Source organism: Microbacterium thalli, from assembly GCF_028737325.1.
Classification (GTDB): Bacteria; Actinomycetota; Actinomycetes; order Actinomycetales; family Microbacteriaceae; genus Microbacterium; species Microbacterium thalli.
The window spans coordinates 878,925-896,566 of the sequence record NZ_JAQZCH010000002.1 but is presented as its reverse complement, the minus strand read 5'-3'; the positions used below and the strand labels follow the sequence as shown (position 1 = coordinate 896,566).

General features: G+C 70.7%; 17 protein-coding genes and 1 tRNA gene. 14 read left to right on the top strand and 4 right to left on the bottom strand.

The features are described from left to right. Window positions 1–88 precede the first annotated feature (88 nt). The 12 genes from argC to PUW82_RS12305 all read left to right on the top strand — a co-directional run bounded on the left by argC (window position 89) and on the right by PUW82_RS12305 (window position 11,955). Window positions 89–1,141 carry an N-acetyl-gamma-glutamyl-phosphate reductase gene (argC, locus tag PUW82_RS12360; RefSeq protein ID WP_274222577.1) on the top strand — a complete coding sequence of 351 codons (1,053 nt, stop codon included), beginning with the start codon at window positions 89–91 and terminating at the stop codon, window positions 1,139–1,141. Next, complete coding sequence (argJ, locus tag PUW82_RS12355; RefSeq protein ID WP_274222576.1) at window positions 1,138–2,295, top strand: bifunctional glutamate N-acetyltransferase/amino-acid acetyltransferase ArgJ; 1,158 nt, start codon at window positions 1,138–1,140, stop codon at window positions 2,293–2,295. Before argC ends, argJ begins: the two co-directional genes overlap by 4 nt. Then, window positions 2,292–3,197, top strand: coding sequence for an acetylglutamate kinase (gene argB / locus PUW82_RS12350; RefSeq protein WP_274222575.1), 906 nt, complete (start codon window positions 2,292–2,294; stop codon window positions 3,195–3,197). Before argJ ends, argB begins: the two co-directional genes overlap by 4 nt. After that, window positions 3,194–4,441, top strand: coding sequence for an acetylornithine transaminase (locus PUW82_RS12345; protein ID WP_274222574.1), 1,248 nt, complete (start codon window positions 3,194–3,196; stop codon window positions 4,439–4,441). The genes argB and PUW82_RS12345 overlap by 4 nt, the downstream gene beginning before the upstream one ends. Continuing rightward, window positions 4,438–5,361 carry an ornithine carbamoyltransferase gene (gene argF, locus PUW82_RS12340; RefSeq protein ID WP_274222573.1) on the top strand — a complete coding sequence of 308 codons (924 nt, stop codon included), beginning with the start codon at window positions 4,438–4,440 and terminating at the stop codon, window positions 5,359–5,361. Before PUW82_RS12345 ends, argF begins: the two co-directional genes overlap by 4 nt. A 29-nt stretch (window positions 5,362–5,390) precedes the next feature. Continuing rightward, window positions 5,391–6,563: a heparan-alpha-glucosaminide N-acetyltransferase domain-containing protein gene (locus tag PUW82_RS12335; protein ID WP_274222572.1), complete on the top strand. Its 1,173-nt coding sequence runs from the start codon at window positions 5,391–5,393 to the stop codon at window positions 6,561–6,563. Next, window positions 6,560–7,990: an argininosuccinate lyase gene (argH, locus tag PUW82_RS12330; RefSeq protein ID WP_274222571.1), complete on the top strand. Its 1,431-nt coding sequence runs from the start codon at window positions 6,560–6,562 to the stop codon at window positions 7,988–7,990. The genes PUW82_RS12335 and argH overlap by 4 nt, the downstream gene beginning before the upstream one ends. Before the next feature lie 78 nt (window positions 7,991–8,068). After that, on the top strand, window positions 8,069–8,713 hold the full coding sequence (locus PUW82_RS12325; protein WP_274222570.1) for a SatD family protein: 645 nt from the start codon (window positions 8,069–8,071) through the stop codon (window positions 8,711–8,713). Next, window positions 8,710–9,405: a hypothetical protein gene (locus tag PUW82_RS12320; RefSeq protein WP_274222569.1), complete on the top strand. Its 696-nt coding sequence runs from the start codon at window positions 8,710–8,712 to the stop codon at window positions 9,403–9,405. Before PUW82_RS12325 ends, PUW82_RS12320 begins: the two co-directional genes overlap by 4 nt. A 38-nt stretch (window positions 9,406–9,443) precedes the next feature. Then, the gene (locus tag PUW82_RS12315; RefSeq protein ID WP_274222568.1) at window positions 9,444–9,797 is read left to right on the top strand and encodes a VOC family protein; all 354 of its coding nucleotides are present in this window, start codon (window positions 9,444–9,446) and stop codon (window positions 9,795–9,797) included. Window positions 9,798–9,845: 48 nt separating this feature from the next. Then, window positions 9,846–11,150: a tyrosine--tRNA ligase gene (gene tyrS, locus PUW82_RS12310; protein WP_274222567.1), complete on the top strand. Its 1,305-nt coding sequence runs from the start codon at window positions 9,846–9,848 to the stop codon at window positions 11,148–11,150. Window positions 11,151–11,160: 10 nt separating this feature from the next. Further along, a complete protein-coding gene (locus PUW82_RS12305; protein ID WP_274222566.1) occupies window positions 11,161–11,955 on the top strand; it encodes a DUF4184 family protein in 795 nt (264 codons plus the stop codon). 42 nt (window positions 11,956–11,997) lie between these two features. Here the strand turns inward: PUW82_RS12305 and PUW82_RS12300 are convergent, their stop codons facing one another. Both PUW82_RS12300 and PUW82_RS12295 read right to left on the bottom strand, forming a co-directional pair. Beyond that, complete coding sequence (locus PUW82_RS12300; protein WP_274222565.1) at window positions 11,998–12,366, bottom strand: RNA-binding S4 domain-containing protein; 369 nt, start codon at window positions 12,364–12,366, stop codon at window positions 11,998–12,000. A 22-nt stretch (window positions 12,367–12,388) separates the two neighbouring features. Further along, window positions 12,389–13,006 carry a GNAT family N-acetyltransferase gene (locus tag PUW82_RS12295; protein ID WP_274222564.1) on the bottom strand — a complete coding sequence of 206 codons (618 nt, stop codon included), beginning with the start codon at window positions 13,004–13,006 and terminating at the stop codon, window positions 12,389–12,391. Between the two features lie 113 nt (window positions 13,007–13,119). On the opposite strand from PUW82_RS12295, the gene PUW82_RS12290 reads away from it, so the two are divergent. Then, window positions 13,120–13,193, top strand: a tRNA-Pro gene (locus PUW82_RS12290). 99 nt (window positions 13,194–13,292) lie between these two features. Next, window positions 13,293–13,799, top strand: coding sequence for an NUDIX hydrolase (locus PUW82_RS12285; RefSeq protein WP_274222563.1), 507 nt, complete (start codon window positions 13,293–13,295; stop codon window positions 13,797–13,799). A gap of 60 nt (window positions 13,800–13,859) precedes the next feature. On the opposite strand, the gene PUW82_RS12280 is transcribed toward PUW82_RS12285, so the two are convergent. Together PUW82_RS12280 and PUW82_RS12275 are read right to left on the bottom strand one after the other, a co-directional pair. Beyond that, entirely contained in the window at window positions 13,860–14,957 is a 1,098-nt protein-coding gene (locus PUW82_RS12280) for an SDR family oxidoreductase (RefSeq protein WP_274222562.1), read from the bottom strand. Next, a complete protein-coding gene (locus PUW82_RS12275; protein ID WP_274222561.1) occupies window positions 14,954–17,557 on the bottom strand; it encodes an excinuclease ABC subunit UvrA in 2,604 nt (867 codons plus the stop codon). Before PUW82_RS12275 ends, PUW82_RS12280 begins: the two co-directional genes overlap by 4 nt. Window positions 17,558–17,642: the final 85 nt, after the last annotated feature.

Here is a 17,642-nt window from a genome sequence, read left to right as displayed (position 1 = left end):
CGCTTCCCGCGGTCGAGCGCGTGGTGTCGCCGCCGCCGGTCCCCGTTGCCGAAGAGGCGACGCCATCCCAGACAATAAGGTGGAACCCATGCCCCTCTCCGTCGCCGTCTCCGGCGCTTCCGGCTACGCGGGAGGCGAGATCCTGCGCTTGCTCGCCGCCCACCCCGAGGTCGAGATCCGCACGGTCACCGCGCACTCCAACGCCGGTCAGCCGCTCATCGACCATCAGCCGCACCTGCGGTCGCTGCGGCACCTGACGCTGCAGCCCTCGACGCCCGAGGTGCTCGCGGGCCACGACATCGTCTTCCTGGCGCTGCCGCACGGACAGTCGGGCCAGTACACCGAAGCGCTCGCCGACACCGCCCTCGTCATCGACGCGGGCGCGGACCACCGGCTGACCTCGTCCGAGGACTGGGATGCCTTCTACGGCGGCGACTTCCACGAGCCCTGGGCCTACGGCGTGCCCGAGCTGCTGATCGGCTCCGACGGTGGCAAGCAGCGCGACAAGCTCGTCGGCGCATCGCGGATCGCGGCCCCCGGCTGCAACGCCTCGACGGTGGCGCTCAGCCTCGCGCCGGGTGTGGCCGCGGGCGTGATCGATCCGGGTGACATCGTCACCGTGCTGGCGGTCGGCCCCTCGGGTGCGGGCAAGAGCCTCAAGACGAATCTGCTCGCCGCCGAGATCCTCGGGTCGGCGAACCCGTACGCCATCGGCGGCTCGCACCGCCACATCCCCGAGATCCGCCAGGCGTTGCGCGGAGCGGGCGCGTCCGGCGACATCCGCATCTCGTTCACCCCGGTGCTCGTGCCGATGTCGCGGGGGATCCTCGCCACCTCGACGGCGCCGATCGCCGCCGGTGTCACCGATGCGCAGATCCGCGAGGCATGGCAGGCCGCCTACGCCGACGAGACGTTCGTGCAGCTGCTGCCCGAGGGTTCCTTCCCCCGCACGGCCGACGTGGTCGGGGCGAACACGGCCCTCATGGGGCTCGCGATCGACCGGGCGGCGGGCCGGGTCGTCGTCGTCACCGCGGTCGACAACCTCGCCAAGGGCACCGCCGGCGCCGCCATCCAATCGATGAACATCGCCCTCGGTTTCGCCGAGACCACGGGCCTGAGCGTGAACGGAGTCGCCCCGTGAGCGTCACCGCCCCCCAGGGTTTCGAAGCCGCCGGCGTCGCCGCGGGACTGAAGTCGACCGGAAAGCCCGACGTCGCCGTCGTCGTCAACCGCGGCCCGCTCAAGGTCGGCGCGGCGGTCTTCACGTCGAACCGCGCGAAGGCGAACCCGATCATGTGGTCGCAGCAGGCAATCGCCGACGGCGTCGTCGAGGCCGTCGTCCTCAACTCCGGCGGCGCGAACTGCTTCACCGGCAGCTTCGGATTCCAGACGACGCATCAGACCGCCGAGAAGGTTGGCGAGCTGCTCGACGTCAGCTCCGGCGACGTGCTCGTGTGCTCGACGGGTCTCATCGGAACCGGCGACGAGGTCTTCCGCGCGAAGGTGCTCGAGGGCACGGCCGCTGCGGTCGGATCGCTCAGCGCCGACGGCGGCGAGGACGCCTCGCTGGCCATCATGACGACGGACTCGCGTCCCAAGCGTGCCGTCGTGTCGCGGAACGGGTGGACGGTCGGCGGCATGGCCAAGGGTGCGGGCATGCTCGCGCCGGGTCTGGCGACGATGCTCGTCGTCATCACCACCGACGCCGTCCTCGACAGCGCCCAGGCGGACGCCGCTCTGCGCGCGGCCACCCGGGTGAGCTTCGACCGCCTCGACTCCGACGGCTGCATGTCGACCAACGACCAGGTGACCCTCATGGTCAGCGGCGCCTCGGGCGTCACCCCCGACGCCGACGACTTCGTCGCCGCGCTCGCCGAGATCTGCCGCGACCTCGCCGAACAGCTGCAGGGCGACGCCGAGGGGGCGAGCCACGACATCGCGATCGAGGTGGTCGGTGCGGCATCCGAGGAGGACGCGGTCGTCGTCGGACGCTCGGTCGCCCGCAACAACCTCTTCAAGGCCGCGATCTTCGGCAACGACCCCAACTGGGGCCGGGTGCTCGCGGCGATCGGCACCACCGACGCGGCCTTCGACCCCTACGACGTGGATGTGTCGTTCAACGGCGTCCGGGTGTGCACGGCGGGCGGGCCCGACCGTCCGCGCGAGGAGGTCGATCTGACGCCGCGCGCCACCCGCATCCTCATCGACCTGAAGTCGGGCGACGCGACGGCGACGATCCTGACCAACGACCTGACGCACGACTACGTCCACGAGAACAGCGCTTACTCCTCATGAACGACATCGACCTCCAGCACACGACCCCCGAAGAGGCGGCGGCCAAGGCCGGCGTCCTCATCGAGTCGCTGCCGTGGCTGCAGCGTTTCCGCGACCAGATCATCGTCATCAAATACGGCGGCAACGCGATGGTTTCTGAGGAGTTGCAGGAGTCGTTCGCCCAGGACATCGCGTACCTGCGCTTCGTCGGCGTCAAGCCCGTCGTCGTCCACGGCGGCGGCCCGCAGATCTCGCGGATGCTCGACCGCCTCTCGATCGACAGCGAGTTCAAGGGCGGCTACCGCGTCACGAGCACCGAGGCGATCGACGTCGTCCGGATGGTGCTGACGGGTCAGATCAACCCGCAGCTCGTGGCCCGCATCAACGCGTACGGACCGTTCGCAACGGGGCTGTCGGGCGAGGATGCCGGCCTGTTCGGCGGTCGGCGCCGCGGTGTGGTCATCGACGGCACCGAGCACGACCTCGGTCATGTCGGCGACGTCGTCGAGGTCGACCCGCAGCCGGTGCACGATCAGCTCGACGCCGGCCGCATCCCGGTCATCTCGTCGATCGCACCGGATCTCGACAACCCCGGGCACTCGCTCAACGTCAACGCGGACGCCGCAGCCGCCGCCCTTGCGACGGCGCTCGGGGCGACGAAGCTCGTCGTGCTGACGGACGTACCGGGGCTCTTCGCCGACTGGCCGAACCGCGACTCGCTCGTCTCGCACCTGACCTCGACGGATCTCCGCGCGATGCTGCCCTCGCTCGAGTCGGGCATGATCCCCAAGATGCAGGCGTGCCTCGATGCGGTCGACGGGGGAGTGGAGACCGCCGCGATCATCGACGGACGGCAGCCCCACTCGGTGCTCGTCGAGGTCTTCACAGCTCAGGGAATCGGCACGGAGGTGGTGGCGGGATGACGAACCCGACGATCCAGCAGACAGCGCCCGCGTGGGCGGACGACGTCGATCGCGATCTGGTGCGCAGCGCCGGCGCGCGCCTGGCGCTGCTCGAGCGCGGCGAGGGGGCGTACGTCTGGGATGCCGACGGCAAGCGGTACCTCGACTTCCTCGCGGGCATCGCCGTGAACTCGCTCGGCCACGCCCACCCGGTGTTCGTCGAGGCGATCACGCGTCAGGCGGCGACGCTCTCGCACGTGTCGAACTACTTCGCCACCCCGCCGCAGCTCGCGCTCGCCGCGCAGCTCAAGCGGCTCGCAGGCACCGGCGAGGGCGGCCGCGTGTACTTCGGCAACTCCGGCGCCGAGGCAAACGAGGCCGCCTTCAAGCTCGCGCGGCTGCACGGCGGCGCCGAGCGCCCCCGCATCCTGGCGCTCAAGGACGCCTTCCACGGGCGCACGATGGGAACCCTCGCGCTGACGGGCAAGCCGCACATGCAGCAGCCCTTCGAGCCGATGGTGCCCGGCGTCGAAAGCATCGACTCGACCGTCGAGGCGCTCGAGGCGGCCATGGACGACCGCGTCGCGGCACTGTTCGTCGAGCCCATCAAGGGCGAGGCGGGCGTCGTGCCGCTGCCCGAGGGCTACCTCGAGGCAGCACGCGAGATCACCGCCCGCCACGGTGCGCTGCTCATCATCGACGAGATCCAGACGGGTGCCGGGCGCACCGGTGCGTGGTTCGCCTTTCAGCACGCGGGCATCGAGCCCGACGCGATCACGGTGGCCAAGGGCATCGGCGGCGGGTTCCCCATCGGGGCGCTCATCACCTTCCCCGCCGCGAGCGATCTGTTCTACCCGGGCACGCACGGCTCGACCTTCGGCGGCAACCCGCTCGGCACCGCCGTGGCGGCGGCCGTGCTCGGCGAGATCGAGAACGGCGGCCTCGTCGAGGCTGCGGCCACCCACGGGGAACGCCTGCGTCAGGTGCTGGAGGGTCTCGACTCGACCCTCATCGAGGGCGTGCGCGGCCGCGGCCTGCTGCTGGGCGTCGCGCTGCGGCATCCGGTCGCCGGCGCCGTCGTCGCCGCGGCTCAGGAGCACGGCCTCATCGTCAATGCGGCCAACGACCGCACGGTGCGCATCGCGCCGCCCCTGACCATCGGCGACGTCGAGATCGACGAGTTCGCCGACCTGTTCGCCGCCGCTCTGCACACCGTCGAGTCGGCCCTGCTGCTCGAAAACACGACCACGGAGGAATCCGCATGACCCGCCACCTGCTCCGCGACGACGACCTGAGCCCGGCCGAGCAGGCCGAGGTGCTCGAGCTGGCGCTCGAGCTGAAGAAGGACCGTTGGAAGCTGAAGCCCCTCGAGGGCCCGCAGACCGTCGCGGTCATCTTCGACAAGTCCTCGACCCGCACGCGGGTCTCGTTCGCGGTGGGCATCGCCGACCTGGGCGGCTCGCCGCTGATCATCTCGACGGCCAACAGTCAGCTCGGCGGTAAAGAGACGCCGTCCGACACGGCGCGGGTGCTCGAGCGTCAGGTCGCCGCGATCGTCTGGCGCACCTACGCCCAGGCCGGTCTCGAAGAGATGGCGCGCGGCACCCGGGTGCCCGTCGTCAACGCGCTGAGCGACGACTTCCACCCGTGCCAGCTGCTCGCCGACCTGCTCACCATCCGCGAACACAAGGGCGAGCTCGCCGGGCTGACGCTGTCGTTCTTCGGCGATGGCCGGTCGAACATGGGTCACTCGTACGTGCTCGCCGGCGTCACGGCCGGCATGCACGTCCGGGTCGCCGCGCCCGAGGGCTACGGCCCGCGCGAAGATGTCGTCGCCGATGCGCAGCGCATCGCGGCGCAGACCGGCGGATCGGTCACGATCCTCGTCGACCCGCTCGAGGCCGCCGCCGACGCCGACGTCGTCGTGACCGACACCTGGGTCTCGATGGGCAAGGAAGAAGAGAAGCTCGCGCGCATCCGCGACCTGGGTGCGTACAAGGTGACGCAGCAGACGATGGATGCCGCCGCCGACGGCGCCATCTTCATCCACTGCCTCCCCGCCGACCGCGGCTACGAGGTCGACGCCGACGTCATCGACGGACCGCAGAGCGTCGTGTGGGATGAGGCCGAGAACCGTCTGCACGCTCAGAAGGCGCTCCTGGTCTGGCTGCTACGGCAGCAGTGACGACGCGGTGACGGCGGGGTGAGGGCAGCGTGACGAGGTCAACGGGCGGCGCCCCGCGGAGCGCCGGTGTCCGCGGCTTCGTGCGGCGGCGGTCGCTGTTCGCTCCGTCGCGCATCGACGGCGTCGACCTCGCCCGCGGCATCGCGGTCATCGGGATGCTCGCGGCGCACCTGCTGGTGATCCCCGACCTCGACTGGACCGATCCCTCGACCTACGACGGCCTCGTGCACGGTCGCTCCTCGATCCTGTTCGCCACGCTCGCGGGCGTGTCGATCGGGCTCGTCAGCGGCGGCCGCACGCCGGTGCGGGGTCCGCGGCTCGAGACGGTGCGGTCACGTCTGCTCGTGCGCGCCGGCGCCGTCTGGGTCATCGGGGTGCTGCTGCTGTTCCTCGCCGTGCCGGTCTACGTGATCCTCCCCGCGTACGCGATCCTCTTCGTCCTCGCCGCCGCCGTTCTCCCACTGCGCGCCCGCACGCTGTTCATCGTCGCGGCGGCGGTCGGACTGATCGCGCCGTTCCCGCAGGCGGCGATCGACGCACTGACGTTCTGGTCGACGCCCGTGGGGGCCGACCTGGCGAACGCGATCGGGTGGCACTACCCCTTCCTCACCTGGTTCGCCTTCGTGCTCGCGGGCATGGGCGCCGCGCGCCTCGACCTGCGGGCGCGCGCCACACCGGTACTGCTGGCGCTCGTCGGCGCCGTGCTCGCCGCCTTCGGCACTGCCCTCGACCTCGTCTTCGGGCAGTCGGAGCAGTTCGGGCAGACGCCCTGGACGGGTGAGGCCCATTCGTCGGGGCTGTTCGAGGTGATCGGCTCGGGCGGCTTCGCCCTGCTGGTCATCGGGCTGTGCGTGCTGTTGTGCCGGACGCCGCTGACCTGGGTCGCACTGCCGCTGCGGGCGGTCGGGTCGATGCCGCTGACGGCCTACTCCGCGCAGATCGTGGTGTGGGCGCTGACGCGGCCCGCAGCGGAGCCCGGTACGTTCGAGCTGGACGTCTACCGCGGCCTCGAGCCCTTCTGGCCGATGACGCTCGGCATCATCGGAGCCTGCACCGTCTGGGCACTGCTCGTGGGACGCGGCCCCCTCGAAGCGGCTGTCGATGCGCTGGCCCGCGTCGCCGTGCGCGGCGCCCCGACCGATGCCGACGGTGCGCCGGCCGCCCCGGGCGCGGGAGAGCGCCCCGATAGGCTGGAGCGATGAACGCAGACACGTCAGGCGGCACGAACTCCGGGGCGCTTTGGGGAGCCCGCTTCGCGTCGGGCCCCGCGCCCGAGCTGGCCCGCCTGAGTCGTTCGACCCATTTCGACTGGGCGCTCGCCGGCTATGACATCGCCGGTTCGCACGCGCACGCCAAGGCGCTCGCCGCCGCCGGGTACCTCGACGCCGACGAAGAGGCCCGGATGCACGCGGGCCTGGATGCGGTGCTCGCCGCGGTCCAGGACGGCTCGCTGCAGCCCGCTGAGTCCGACGAAGACGTGCACGGCGCGCTCGAGGCCGCGCTCATCGCGACCGTGGGCGCCGAGCTCGGCGGCAAGCTGCGCGCAGGGCGCAGCCGCAATGACCAGATCGCGACGCTCGTCCGCCTGTACCTGCTCGATCACGCAGCCGTCATCGCCCGCGACATCCTGCGGGTCATCGACGCGATCGTCGGCCAGGCCGAGGCGCATTCGCGCGCCATCATGCCCGGCCGCACGCACCTGCAGCACGCGCAGCCCGTGCTGCTGGCCCACCACCTGCAGGCGCACGCGTGGCCGCTGCAGCGCGACCTCGAGCGGCTGGCCGACTGGTCCAAGCGTGCGCGCGTCTCGCCGTACGGCGGGGGAGCGCTCGCCGGCGCCACGCTCGGGCTCGACCCGCAGCTGGTCGCGAGCGAGCTCGGACTCGAGCGCCCCGCCGAGAACTCCATCGACGGCACCGCGTCGCGCGACGTCGTCGCGGAGTTCGCGTTCATCACGGCGATGATCGCCGTCGACATCTCTCGCTTCGCCGAAGACGTCATCATCTGGAACACCCGTGAGTTCGGGTTCGTCACCCTCGACGACGGCTACTCGACCGGGTCGAGCATCATGCCGCAGAAGAAGAACCCCGACATCGCCGAGCTCGCGCGCGGCAAGGCCGGTCGAGTGATCGGCAACCTGTCGGGTCTGCTCGCGACGCTCAAGGCGCTGCCGCTGGCCTACAACCGTGACCTGCAGGAAGACAAGGAGCCGGTCTTCGACTCGATCGAGACGCTCGAGGTCGTGCTCCCCGCCTTCGCCGGCATGATCGCGACGCTGCGCTTCGACCTCGACCGGATGGCCGAGCTCGCCCCACAGGGTTTCTCGCTCGCGACGGACGTCGCCGAATGGCTCGTCAAGCGAGGCGTGCCTTTCCGTGAGGCGCACGAGATCTCGGGCTCCCTCGTGCGACTGTGCGAGCAGCGCGGAATCGAGCTGCACGAGGCATCCGATGACGATCTGGCATCCGTGTCGGCTCACCTCGAGCCCGCCGTGCGCGAGGTGCTTTCGCCCGAGGGGTCGGTCGCAAGCCGTGACGGCGTCGGCGGCACCGCGCCCGTTCGCGTCGACGAGCAGCGCGTGGAGCTCATCGCGCGAGCGCAGCAGGCCATCGCGATCTGGCAGCGCTGAGATCAGCTGTCGACTTATCCTTCGATTTCATCAGCCTGAGACTTATATCGTTCGAATATCAGTGATAGGCTGATCGGCATGACGGTCGCCGTGATCGCGGACATCGTCGGGTCGCGCCGACTCGACGACCGCAGCCGCACGCAGCGGCAAATCGAGGAGACCGTCGAACAGGTCGACGCCGTGCTCCCCGTCGCGGTCTCGCCGATGCGGGCAACGTTCGCGGATGAGTTCCAGGCGGTCTTCGACGACCTCGACGACACGCTCGCGTGGCTGCTGCTGCTGCAGCTCGGTTTGCCCGAGGGCGTGGCGTTGCGCTTCGGCGTGGGCGTCGGCGAGGTCGGCGAGGTCGACTCGGCGACGGCGGCGATCGCGGACGGCCCGGGGTGGTGGCGGGCACGCGAGGCGATCGACGAGGTGCACGCGCTGCAGGATCGCGCGGTGCCGCGCGCGCGTACCCGGATTGTCGGTGGCCACGACGAGGATGTCGCCATGGCCGACCGCATCCGCTTCGCCAACGCGTACCTGCTGGCCCGCGACGAGCTGGTGGGCGCCATGTCCGAGCGCGCACGCCGACTGACCTACGGGCGCTGCCTCGGCCGCACCCAGGGCTCGCTCGCCGCCGACGAGGGCATCACACAGTCCGCGGTGTCGCAGCTGCTCGCCTCATCGGGGGCACCGTCGATCATCGCCGGCTACACCGCGCTGACCGAGGCATCGCGGTGATCGCCGCGGGGCTCATCCTCCTCGCCGTCGGCGCGCTCGACCTCGCGCGGAGCCGCCTGACCGGCGTCCGGCTCGGCATCGCGCTGGTGCTCCTCGGCGGCGCGCTGCTGCCGCTCGCGGCGTGGGCCGGCGCCGCTGCCTGGTGGTTCGCCGCCGTCGGCGCAGCCGCCGTGTGGGCGGCGACGACTTCGATCCGTGAGCCCACGCGGTGGGGTCTGTGGCCGGCTGCCCTGCTCGGGCTCGTGACGGCCGTGGCCGTAGCGCTGATCGGCGTGCGCGAGGGGCAGGGTCCGCTCGAACGCATCTGGCCGATCGAGTCGCCGCTCGGGGTCGTCAGCCTCGACCTCGCCGTCGCCCTCGTCGGGTCGCTCGTGTTCCTCGTCGAGTCGGGCAACGTCATCGTCCGCGCGTCGTTGCGCGGCGGTGTCGTGGCCGCCGCGGCGACGAATGCCCTTCGGGGCGGCCGGCTGATCGGGCCGCTCGAGCGCATCCTCGTCTTCGCCCTCACGCTGACCGGCGCCTTCACGCTGCTGGCGGCGGTGCTCGCGGCGAAGGGCATCGTGCGGTTCCCCGAGATCTCACGCGATGATGAGGGCGGCGACCGCGCCGAGTATTTCCTCGTCGGCAGCCTCGTCAGCTGGGTCGTCGCCCTGGCGGCGGCATTCCTGGTGTGGTGGGGAAGCGCCGCCTGACCCTTGTTCCGTCCGCGTCGGTGCGTCATGCTCGCCGCATGGCGAAGATGGAGAACTTCGAGATCCCGGCCGACGACATCGAGCGCGCGCGGGCCTTCTACCGATCGGTCCTCGGGTTCGAGTACGAGCCGTGGGGCGACGAGATGGGCATGCTGCGGCAGCCCGACGGCGACGGCGTGGACGGCGATCTGCACGTGAGGGGTCCGGTGCCGCATCCGACCGTGGTCTTCACCGTCGAGAGCATCGAAGACACCGTCGCGGCGGCCGTCGCTGCCGGGGGTGAGCAGGTCGGCGACATCCAGCCGCTCGGCGAGGCAACGCGGTGGGTGTACCTGCGCGATTCCGAGGGCAACGTCATCGGTCTGTTCGATGAGGGCGGCACCGCAGCCTGACCGTCATGAACGCGGGGCGCCCGGCGGGCCGCTGATAGCCTGGAGCGCGTGTCTGATCAAGCCCTGACGACCGCCCCCGTGGCGCTCGACCCCGCGTTCGAGAACGTGTGGGACGAGCTGGTGTGGCGCGGTCTCGTGCACGTGTCCACCGACCAGGAAGCGCTGCGTGAAGCGCTCGGCGGCGACCCGATCACGTATTACTGCGGCTTCGACCCGACGGCGGCATCCCTGCACCTCGGTCACCTCGTGCAGCTGCTCACGCTTCGCCGACTGCAGCTGGCCGGACACAAGCCGCTCGGCCTGGTCGGCGGCTCGACGGGTCTCATCGGCGACCCCCGGCCTACCGCCGAGCGCACGCTCAACTCGCGCGAGACGGTCTCGGAGTGGGTCGACCGCCTGCGCGGTCAGATCGAGAAGTACCTCAGCTTCGAGGGCGAGAACGCCGCCCGCATGGTCAACAACCTCGACTGGACGGCGCCGCTGTCGGCGATCGACTTCCTGCGCGAGATCGGAAAGCACTACCGCGTCGGCACGATGCTGAAGAAGGATGCCGTCGCCGCGCGCCTGAACTCCGACGCCGGCATCAGCTACACCGAGTTCAGCTACCAGATCCTGCAGGGGCTCGACTTCCTCGAGCTGTACCGTCAGTACGGGTGCACGCTGCAGACCGGCGGATCGGACCAGTGGGGCAACCTCACCAGCGGCACTGACCTGATCCACCGCGTCGAGGGCACCTCGGTGCATGCGTTCGGCACGCCGCTGATCACCAACAGCGACGGCACGAAGTTCGGCAAGAGCGAGGGCAACGCGATCTGGATCGACGCGGAGCTCACGAGCCCGTACGCGTTCTACCAGTTCTGGCTCTCGACGGCGGATGCCGATGTCGCCGAGCGCCTGAAGGTGTTCACGTTCCTCTCGCGCGACGAGATCGCCGAGTACCAGCGCCTCGTCGCCGACGAGCCGTTCCGCCGCGCGGCGCAGAAGCGACTCGCGTTCGAGGTCACCGCGACGGTGCACGGTGTTGACGCGACGGCGAAGGTCGTGGCGGCATCCGAGGCTCTGTTCGGCCAAGGCGACCTGACCGCGCTGGATGCCGCGACGTTGCGTTCGGCCCTCGTCGAGCTGCCCCACGCGTCGGTGCCGAGCGGCACCGGGGTCGTGCAGCTGCTTGTCGACACAGGCCTGGTCGGCAGCTTGTCCGAGGCGCGGCGAGCGATCGCGCAGGGCGGGGTGTCGGTCGACGGCGAGAAGGTCGCCGACGAGTCGGCCGTCGTGACCGGCGGTCTGCCCGGGCGTGTGTCGGTGCTGCGACGCGGCAAGAAGACGCTCGCCGGCGTCCTCATCGAGGACTGACCGGTACCGGATGCCGTTCACCCCGAGCCATGCGGTCGTCGCGCTGGCTGTCGTGCGGACGCCGCTCGTGCCCGCGGCGGTCGCCGTCGGGGCGATGGCACCCGACCTGCCGCTGTTCGTTCGCGGGATCGGCATCAGCTACGCGCAGACGCACGCGTATCCGTGGCTGACCGTGGTGATCGCCGGCGTGCTGCTGCTCGCGTGGTGGCTGCTGCTGCGGCCCGCGGTGCGCGAGCTCGCGCCGGGATGGGTCGCCGGCCGGCTGCCGTCGGAGTGGGATGCCACCGGCGGTGGCGCGCTGCGGACGGTGCAGCGGATCTCCGGTCGGCGCCGGTCGGTGGCGTTGACGGTCGCGCTGGTCGTGGTGTCGCTGGCGATCGGGGTGCTGAGCCATATCGCGTGGGACGCGTTTACGCACGAGGGCCGGTGGGGTGTCGAGCTGATCCCGGCGCTGGCGGAGCGGTGGGGTCCGCTGCACGGCTACCGCTGGTTCCAGTACGCGTCGAGCATGTTGGGTCTGTTGGGGCTGGCCGTCGCCGGCGCGGTGTGGCTGCGCGGACGTGCCCGCGGCCCGGTGCGTCGGGTGCTGCCCGGGCTCGTGCGGGTGGTGTGGTGGGCGTCGCTGCCGCTCGTGCTCGTCGTCGCGACGGTGTTCGGTCTGGTCGTCTACGGCCCGCTGACCCCCGAGTGGACGGCGCAGCACCTCGCGTATCGCGTGCTGCCGCCGGCGTGCGCGATCTGGGGCGTGGCGACGGTGGTGCTGTGCGTCATCGTGCAGGTCGCGCGGCGACGCACCACGCGCTGAGCTCACGGCTGGGGCTGTAGCCGCTGGCTGAGGCGCGGGTGGTCAGTCGAAGCCGCGAAGGCGGTCAATCTCGCGACGTTCGCGCTTGGTCGGTCTGCCCGCGCCGCGGTCGCGGACGGCCAGCATCGCTGTCGGTTCGCGCGGGGGAGTGCGGTCTTCGAGGGCCGTCGCGGCGACCGGAGCACCGACCCGCTTCGTGAGCGTCTGTCGCACGACGAGGATGCGGTCGAAGCCCGCGATCCGCACGCGCAGTTCGTCACCCGGCTTCACCGACTGCGATGCCTTGACCTTCTCGCCGTTGACCCGGACGTGCCCGGCACGGCAGGCCGTAGTCGCCGCCGAGCGCGTCTTGTAGATACGCACCGCCCACAGCCACGAATCCACGCGAACGGGGGCGACGGATGCGGTCATGCGTTCCATTCTCTCCGACGCGTCAGGACGGGTCTCCGGCGGAAGATCGGTTCGACCCGGCGAGGTCGAGCGAGACGAGAGCCACGTGCGGCTTCGGCCGCGACACCTCGCGGAAGCCCGCGGCCAGGAACGTCGAGAGGGCCCCGTGGTACAGCTCGTTCGAGGTGACTTTGCGCCCCGCGTCGGGATCGACCGGATACGCCTCGACGACCCGAGCCCCGTTCTCGCGAGCGAAGGTGATGGCCGCGTCGAGCAGCGCCGCGTTCAACCCGGTGCGGCGGTGTTCTTTGCGCACGGCGAAGCAGCTGACGGCCCAGACGTCCGCGTCATCCCAGGGCTCTTCGGTCGCTCCGGCGTACGCGCGCGTCTTGCCGAGCCTCACCTGGCGTGTGCGCGGACCGACGCGAACCCAGCCGGCCGCGTCACCGTCGACGTACGCGACGAGGCCCGGCGAGGGTGCGGCATCCACTTCGCTGCGGAATGCCGCTGCCCGGCCCTCGACGTCGGTCCGCTGGAACTCGGCGTTCGTCATCGTCCACCATTGGCATTGACACTCACGTCCATCACCGCCGCCGCTCATCGCATGCTGGGCGTCGCTGAAGCTGCCAGGCGTCACCGGCACGATCGTCGTCTCGGTCATGGGCCGACCGTAGCGCTCGCCACCGACACGGGCAACGCGCCCGGGTGCACCGGTTCGCGAGCGGGCCGCGGACCCGTTAGGATAGGGGAGTTGTCCGCGTGCGGACAGCGGACCGGGATGTGGCGCAGCTTGGTAGCGCACTTGACTGGGGGTCAAGGGGTCGCAGGTTCAAATCCTGTCATCCCGACGGTTCGAAGCCCTCCGCGGAGACGCGGGGGGCTTCTTCTGTTCCGCCTCAGGCGGCGTCGGCTACCGTCGGACTCTGCCGTAAGAGAGGGACGACGACATGACGATCATCGAGCGCACGACGCACTTCGAGAAGCAGTTCACCGTCAGTGGCTACGTCGTGAACGGGGCCGGAGACAGGGTGCTGCTCGTTCACCATCGGAAGCTCCTGAAGTGGCTTCCTCCCGGGGGTCATGTCGATCCGGACGAGACGCCTCAGGTGGCAGTCGTTCGAGAGGTGCGTGAGGAGACGGGGATCCGCGCCGCGCTCAGGCCGCGCCCGGGCATCGATCTCGAGGTGGATGGCACGAAAGAAGCTCAGCTCGACCTGCCCCTCAGCATGAGCTACCAGCTGATCCCGGAGCGGCCGGGTGAACCGGCGCACATCCACATGGACATGGCTTTCGCGCTCGACGTCGTGGGCGACGAGACCATCGACGCCGCCGAGGCCGAGGTCCACGCGGCCGGGTGGTTCTCCCTCGACGAGCTGCAGGAACTCGACACCTTCCCCTCGGTGCGGGCGATCGTCCGTTCTCTGATCGGTGACCGCGTCCCGATCCGCGGGTAGCGTCCGACTCCGATCCAGCTCGCGCCGCCCATTACCTGGGTCGAACGCGCGAGGTTCGCGTCAGGGAATCAGGCGTTCGGCGCGGTAGCGGTCGAAGAGGTCGGCGAAGGCCCGCTCTGTGCGCCGGTAGGCGAGGAACCCGGCATCCCGACTCTTGCCCATGTCGGTGACGACCTCCATGTCGCGGCCGAGGTCCGCGTCGGTGTGCCACCACGAGGCGATGCGGCTCAGGTCGGACTCGGCGAGCCCGTACTTGCGGGCGATGTCGGGCCAGGCCCCCTCGTGCGCAGCCATCTGCTGCTCGAGCGGTCGCGGTGCACCCTCGTACCCCTTGACGCGATCCGGGTCGACGCCGAGGTGCTCGGCCAGACGCGGCCACATCCAGCGCCACCGGAAGACGTCTCCGTTGACGATGTTGAACGCCTCGTCGGCGCCTGCCGGATCCGTCGCGGCCCACACCATCTGCTCGGCGAGGACACCGGCGTCCGTCATGTCGGTCAATCCGTTCCACTGCGTCTCGCTGCCGGGGAAGACGAAGTCGAGGTCGAGCTCCTTCGCGATCGTCGCCTGCGCGGCGATCGTCAGCCCCATGTTCATCGCGTTGCCGACGGCGTACCCGATGACGGTGTGCGAACGGTGCACCGACCAAGTGAAGCCCTGCGCCGCTGCCGCGGCGAACAGCTCGTCCTCCTGCGCATAGTAGAAGTTCGGGGTGTCGAGTCGCTCCTCCTCCTCGTGGAACGGGGTGTCGGGCATCTCACCCGCGGCGTACGCCTCGAACGGACCCAGGTAGTGCTTTAATCCGGTCACCAGAGCGACGTGCTCGAGGGGCGCGTGGGTGAGCGCCGCGAGGAGATCGCGCACCATCGCGCCGTTGACCGCGATGTTCTCCGCCTCGGTCGCCTGTCGCTGCCAGGCCGTGAAGAACACGTGGGTGGGATGCTCGTCGGCGAGGGCGGCCGTGAGGCTGCTCGGGTCACGCAGATCGGCCGCGATGCCTCGCACCCCTCCGTCGGTCGACGCGCGCCGCGAAAGAGCGAGCACCTCCCATCCGTCCTTCACCAGCTGGTCGACGAGCGCCGATCCGGTGATGCCCGAGGCGCCGACGACGAGAGCGCGGCGGATGGGGGAGTCGGGGGCCTGCGTCGAAGTGGTCATCCTGACGACAACACCTCACGCCCAGCGGCATTCCTCACGTCGCCGGGGTGGCCAGACGCCGGGGTGGCCAGACGCCGTGCGAGGTAGGGCGCGGTCCGGCTCTCCGCCACCTGCGTCACGTCCTCCGGCGTCCCCGCCGCGACCACGCGTCCGCCGGCGTTCCCTCCCGAGGGCCCGAGGTCGATGACCCAGTCGGCGGAGGCGACGACATCCATGTCGTGTTCGACGACGACCACGGTGTTGCCGGCGTCGACGAGCGCGTGCAGCTGCGTGAGCAGCAGGCGCACGTCGGCCGGATGCAGCCCGGTGGTGGGCTCGTCGAGCAGGTACAAGGTGTGGCCCCGCCGGGCCCGCTGCAGCTCGGTCGCGAGCTTGATGCGCTGCGCCTCGCCGCCCGACAGCTCCGTCGCGGGCTGCCCCAGTCGCAGATACCCGAGGCCGACCTCGCGCAGGGTGCGCAGGCTGCGGGATGCCGCGGGCACCGGCTCGAGGAAGTCGGCGGCCTCTTCGACGGTGAGGGCGAGCACCTCAGCGATGTTCTTGCCGCGGTAGGTCACCTCGAGCGTGTTGTCGTTGTAGCGTGCGCCGTGGCACGTCGGGCACTTTCCGTAGCTGCCGGGCAGGAAGAGCAGCTCGACCGAGACGTAGCCCTCTCCCAGGCACGTCTCGCAGCGACCTCCCGCGACGTTGAACGAGAAACGTCCGGCGGTGTAGCCGCGCTCGCGAGCCAGGTCGGTGCCGGCGAACACCGCGCGCACGGCATCGAACAGGCCGGTGTAGGTCGCGAGATTCGAGCGCGGGGTGCGGCCGATCGGCTTCTGGTCGACGCGCACGAGCCGGTCGATGTGCTCGAGGCCCGCGACCGTCCGCACGGTGAGGGCACCGGCTCGCGCGTCGGGGAGCGTCGCTTCGGCCAGCCCCGCGGCATCCGCCGTCTCGTCGGCCGGCTCGTCCGCGGCGTCGCCTCCGCGCAGGTAGCCGCGCACCACGTCGCGCAACACACCGCCGACGAGCGACGACTTGCCCGACCCCGACACCCCCGTCACCGCGACGAACGTCCCGAGCGGGAACGCCGCGCCCACATCCGCGAGGTTGTGCAGTGATGCGCCTTCGAGCGTCAGCCACTCCGTCGGGGCCCGCACAGCGCGCGGTGCCGCTGCGTCGGCGTCGGCGTCGGGGAACAGGAAGGGTCGCGTCACCGACTCCGCGACCTCGGCGAGCCCGTCGACCGCTCCGCTGTACAGCACGTCGCCGCCGCCCTCGCCCGCTCCAGGGCCCACGTCGACGATCCAGTCCGCACCGCGCACGACGTCCATGTTGTGCTCGACGACGAACACCGAGTTGCCCGCCGCGGTCAGCTGCTCAAGCACCTCCAGCAGCGGTTCCACGTCGGCGGGATGCAGGCCTGCCGACGGTTCGTCGAGCACGTAGACCACGCCGAACAGGCCCGAACGCAGCTGGGTGGCCAGGCGCAGACGCTGCATCTCGCCGGGGGAGAGGGTGGTGGTGACGCGACCGAGCCCGAGGTAGCCGAGACCCAGGTCGACGAGCACCTCGATGCGGGCGACGAGGTCGGTCGCGATCGCCACGGCGACATCCGTGCGTTCGCCGGATGCCGAGGTGGGCAGTGCGGGCGCGGCATCCGTCAGCTCCGTTGTGGGGCGCAGGATGTCGGCGAGCTCGCTCATCGGCAGGGCGTTGAGCTCCGCGATGGTGCGGCCGGCGAAGGTGACGGCGAGCGCTTCACGGCGCAGCCCCGAGCCGCCGCACAGCGGACAGACCCCCGTGCGGACGAACTGCAGCACCCGTTCGCGCATCTTCGCGCTCGCCGAGTCGGCGAGGGTGTGGAAGACATACTTCTTCGCGCTCCAGAACATGCCCTTGTAAGGCTTGGCGACGCGGTCGCGCTGCGGCGTGATCTCGACGACGGGCTGTTCGTCGGTGAAGAGGATCCACTCGCGGTCGGCGGGGTCGAGGTCGCGCCAGGGGCGGTCGACGTCGTATCCGAGGGCGATGGTGATGTCGCGCAGGTTCTTCGCCTGCCAGGCACCGGGCCACGCCGCGATCGCGCCGTCGCGGATGCTGAGCGACGGGTCGGGGACGAGCGTCTCTTCCGTGACGGTGTGCGCGACGCCGATGCCGTGGCATTCGGGGCACGCTCCGGCGGCGGTGTTGGGGGAGAAGGCGTCGGAGTCGAGTCGGGTGGTGAAACCGTCGGGAAAGGTGCCGGCGCGCGAGAACAGCATCCGCAGCGAGTTCGACAGCGTCGTGACGGTGCCGACGCTCGAGCGCGAGCTGGGCGCGCCACGGCGCTGCTGCAGCGCGACCGCCGGCGGGAGCCCCGAGATGGACTCGACGTGCGGGTTGTGGCCCTGCTGGATGAGGCGCCGCGCGTAGGGGGCGACCGACTCGAGGTACCGGCGCTGCGCCTCGGTGAAGATCGTGCCGAACGCCAGCGACGACTTGCCCGACCCCGACACCCCGGTGAAAGCGACGATGACGTCGCGCGGCACGTCGACGTCGACGTTGCGGAGGTTGTTCTCGTTCGCTCCGCGCACACGCACGAAGGCATCGGGGGTCGTGCGGCGGGTTTCGGGCATCGTGCCAGCCTAGGCGTCGGTGAGGGAGTCGGCCGCGATTCCTAGCACGAGCCAGGGGTGTACCGAGAGTGACTGCCCGGCCCGC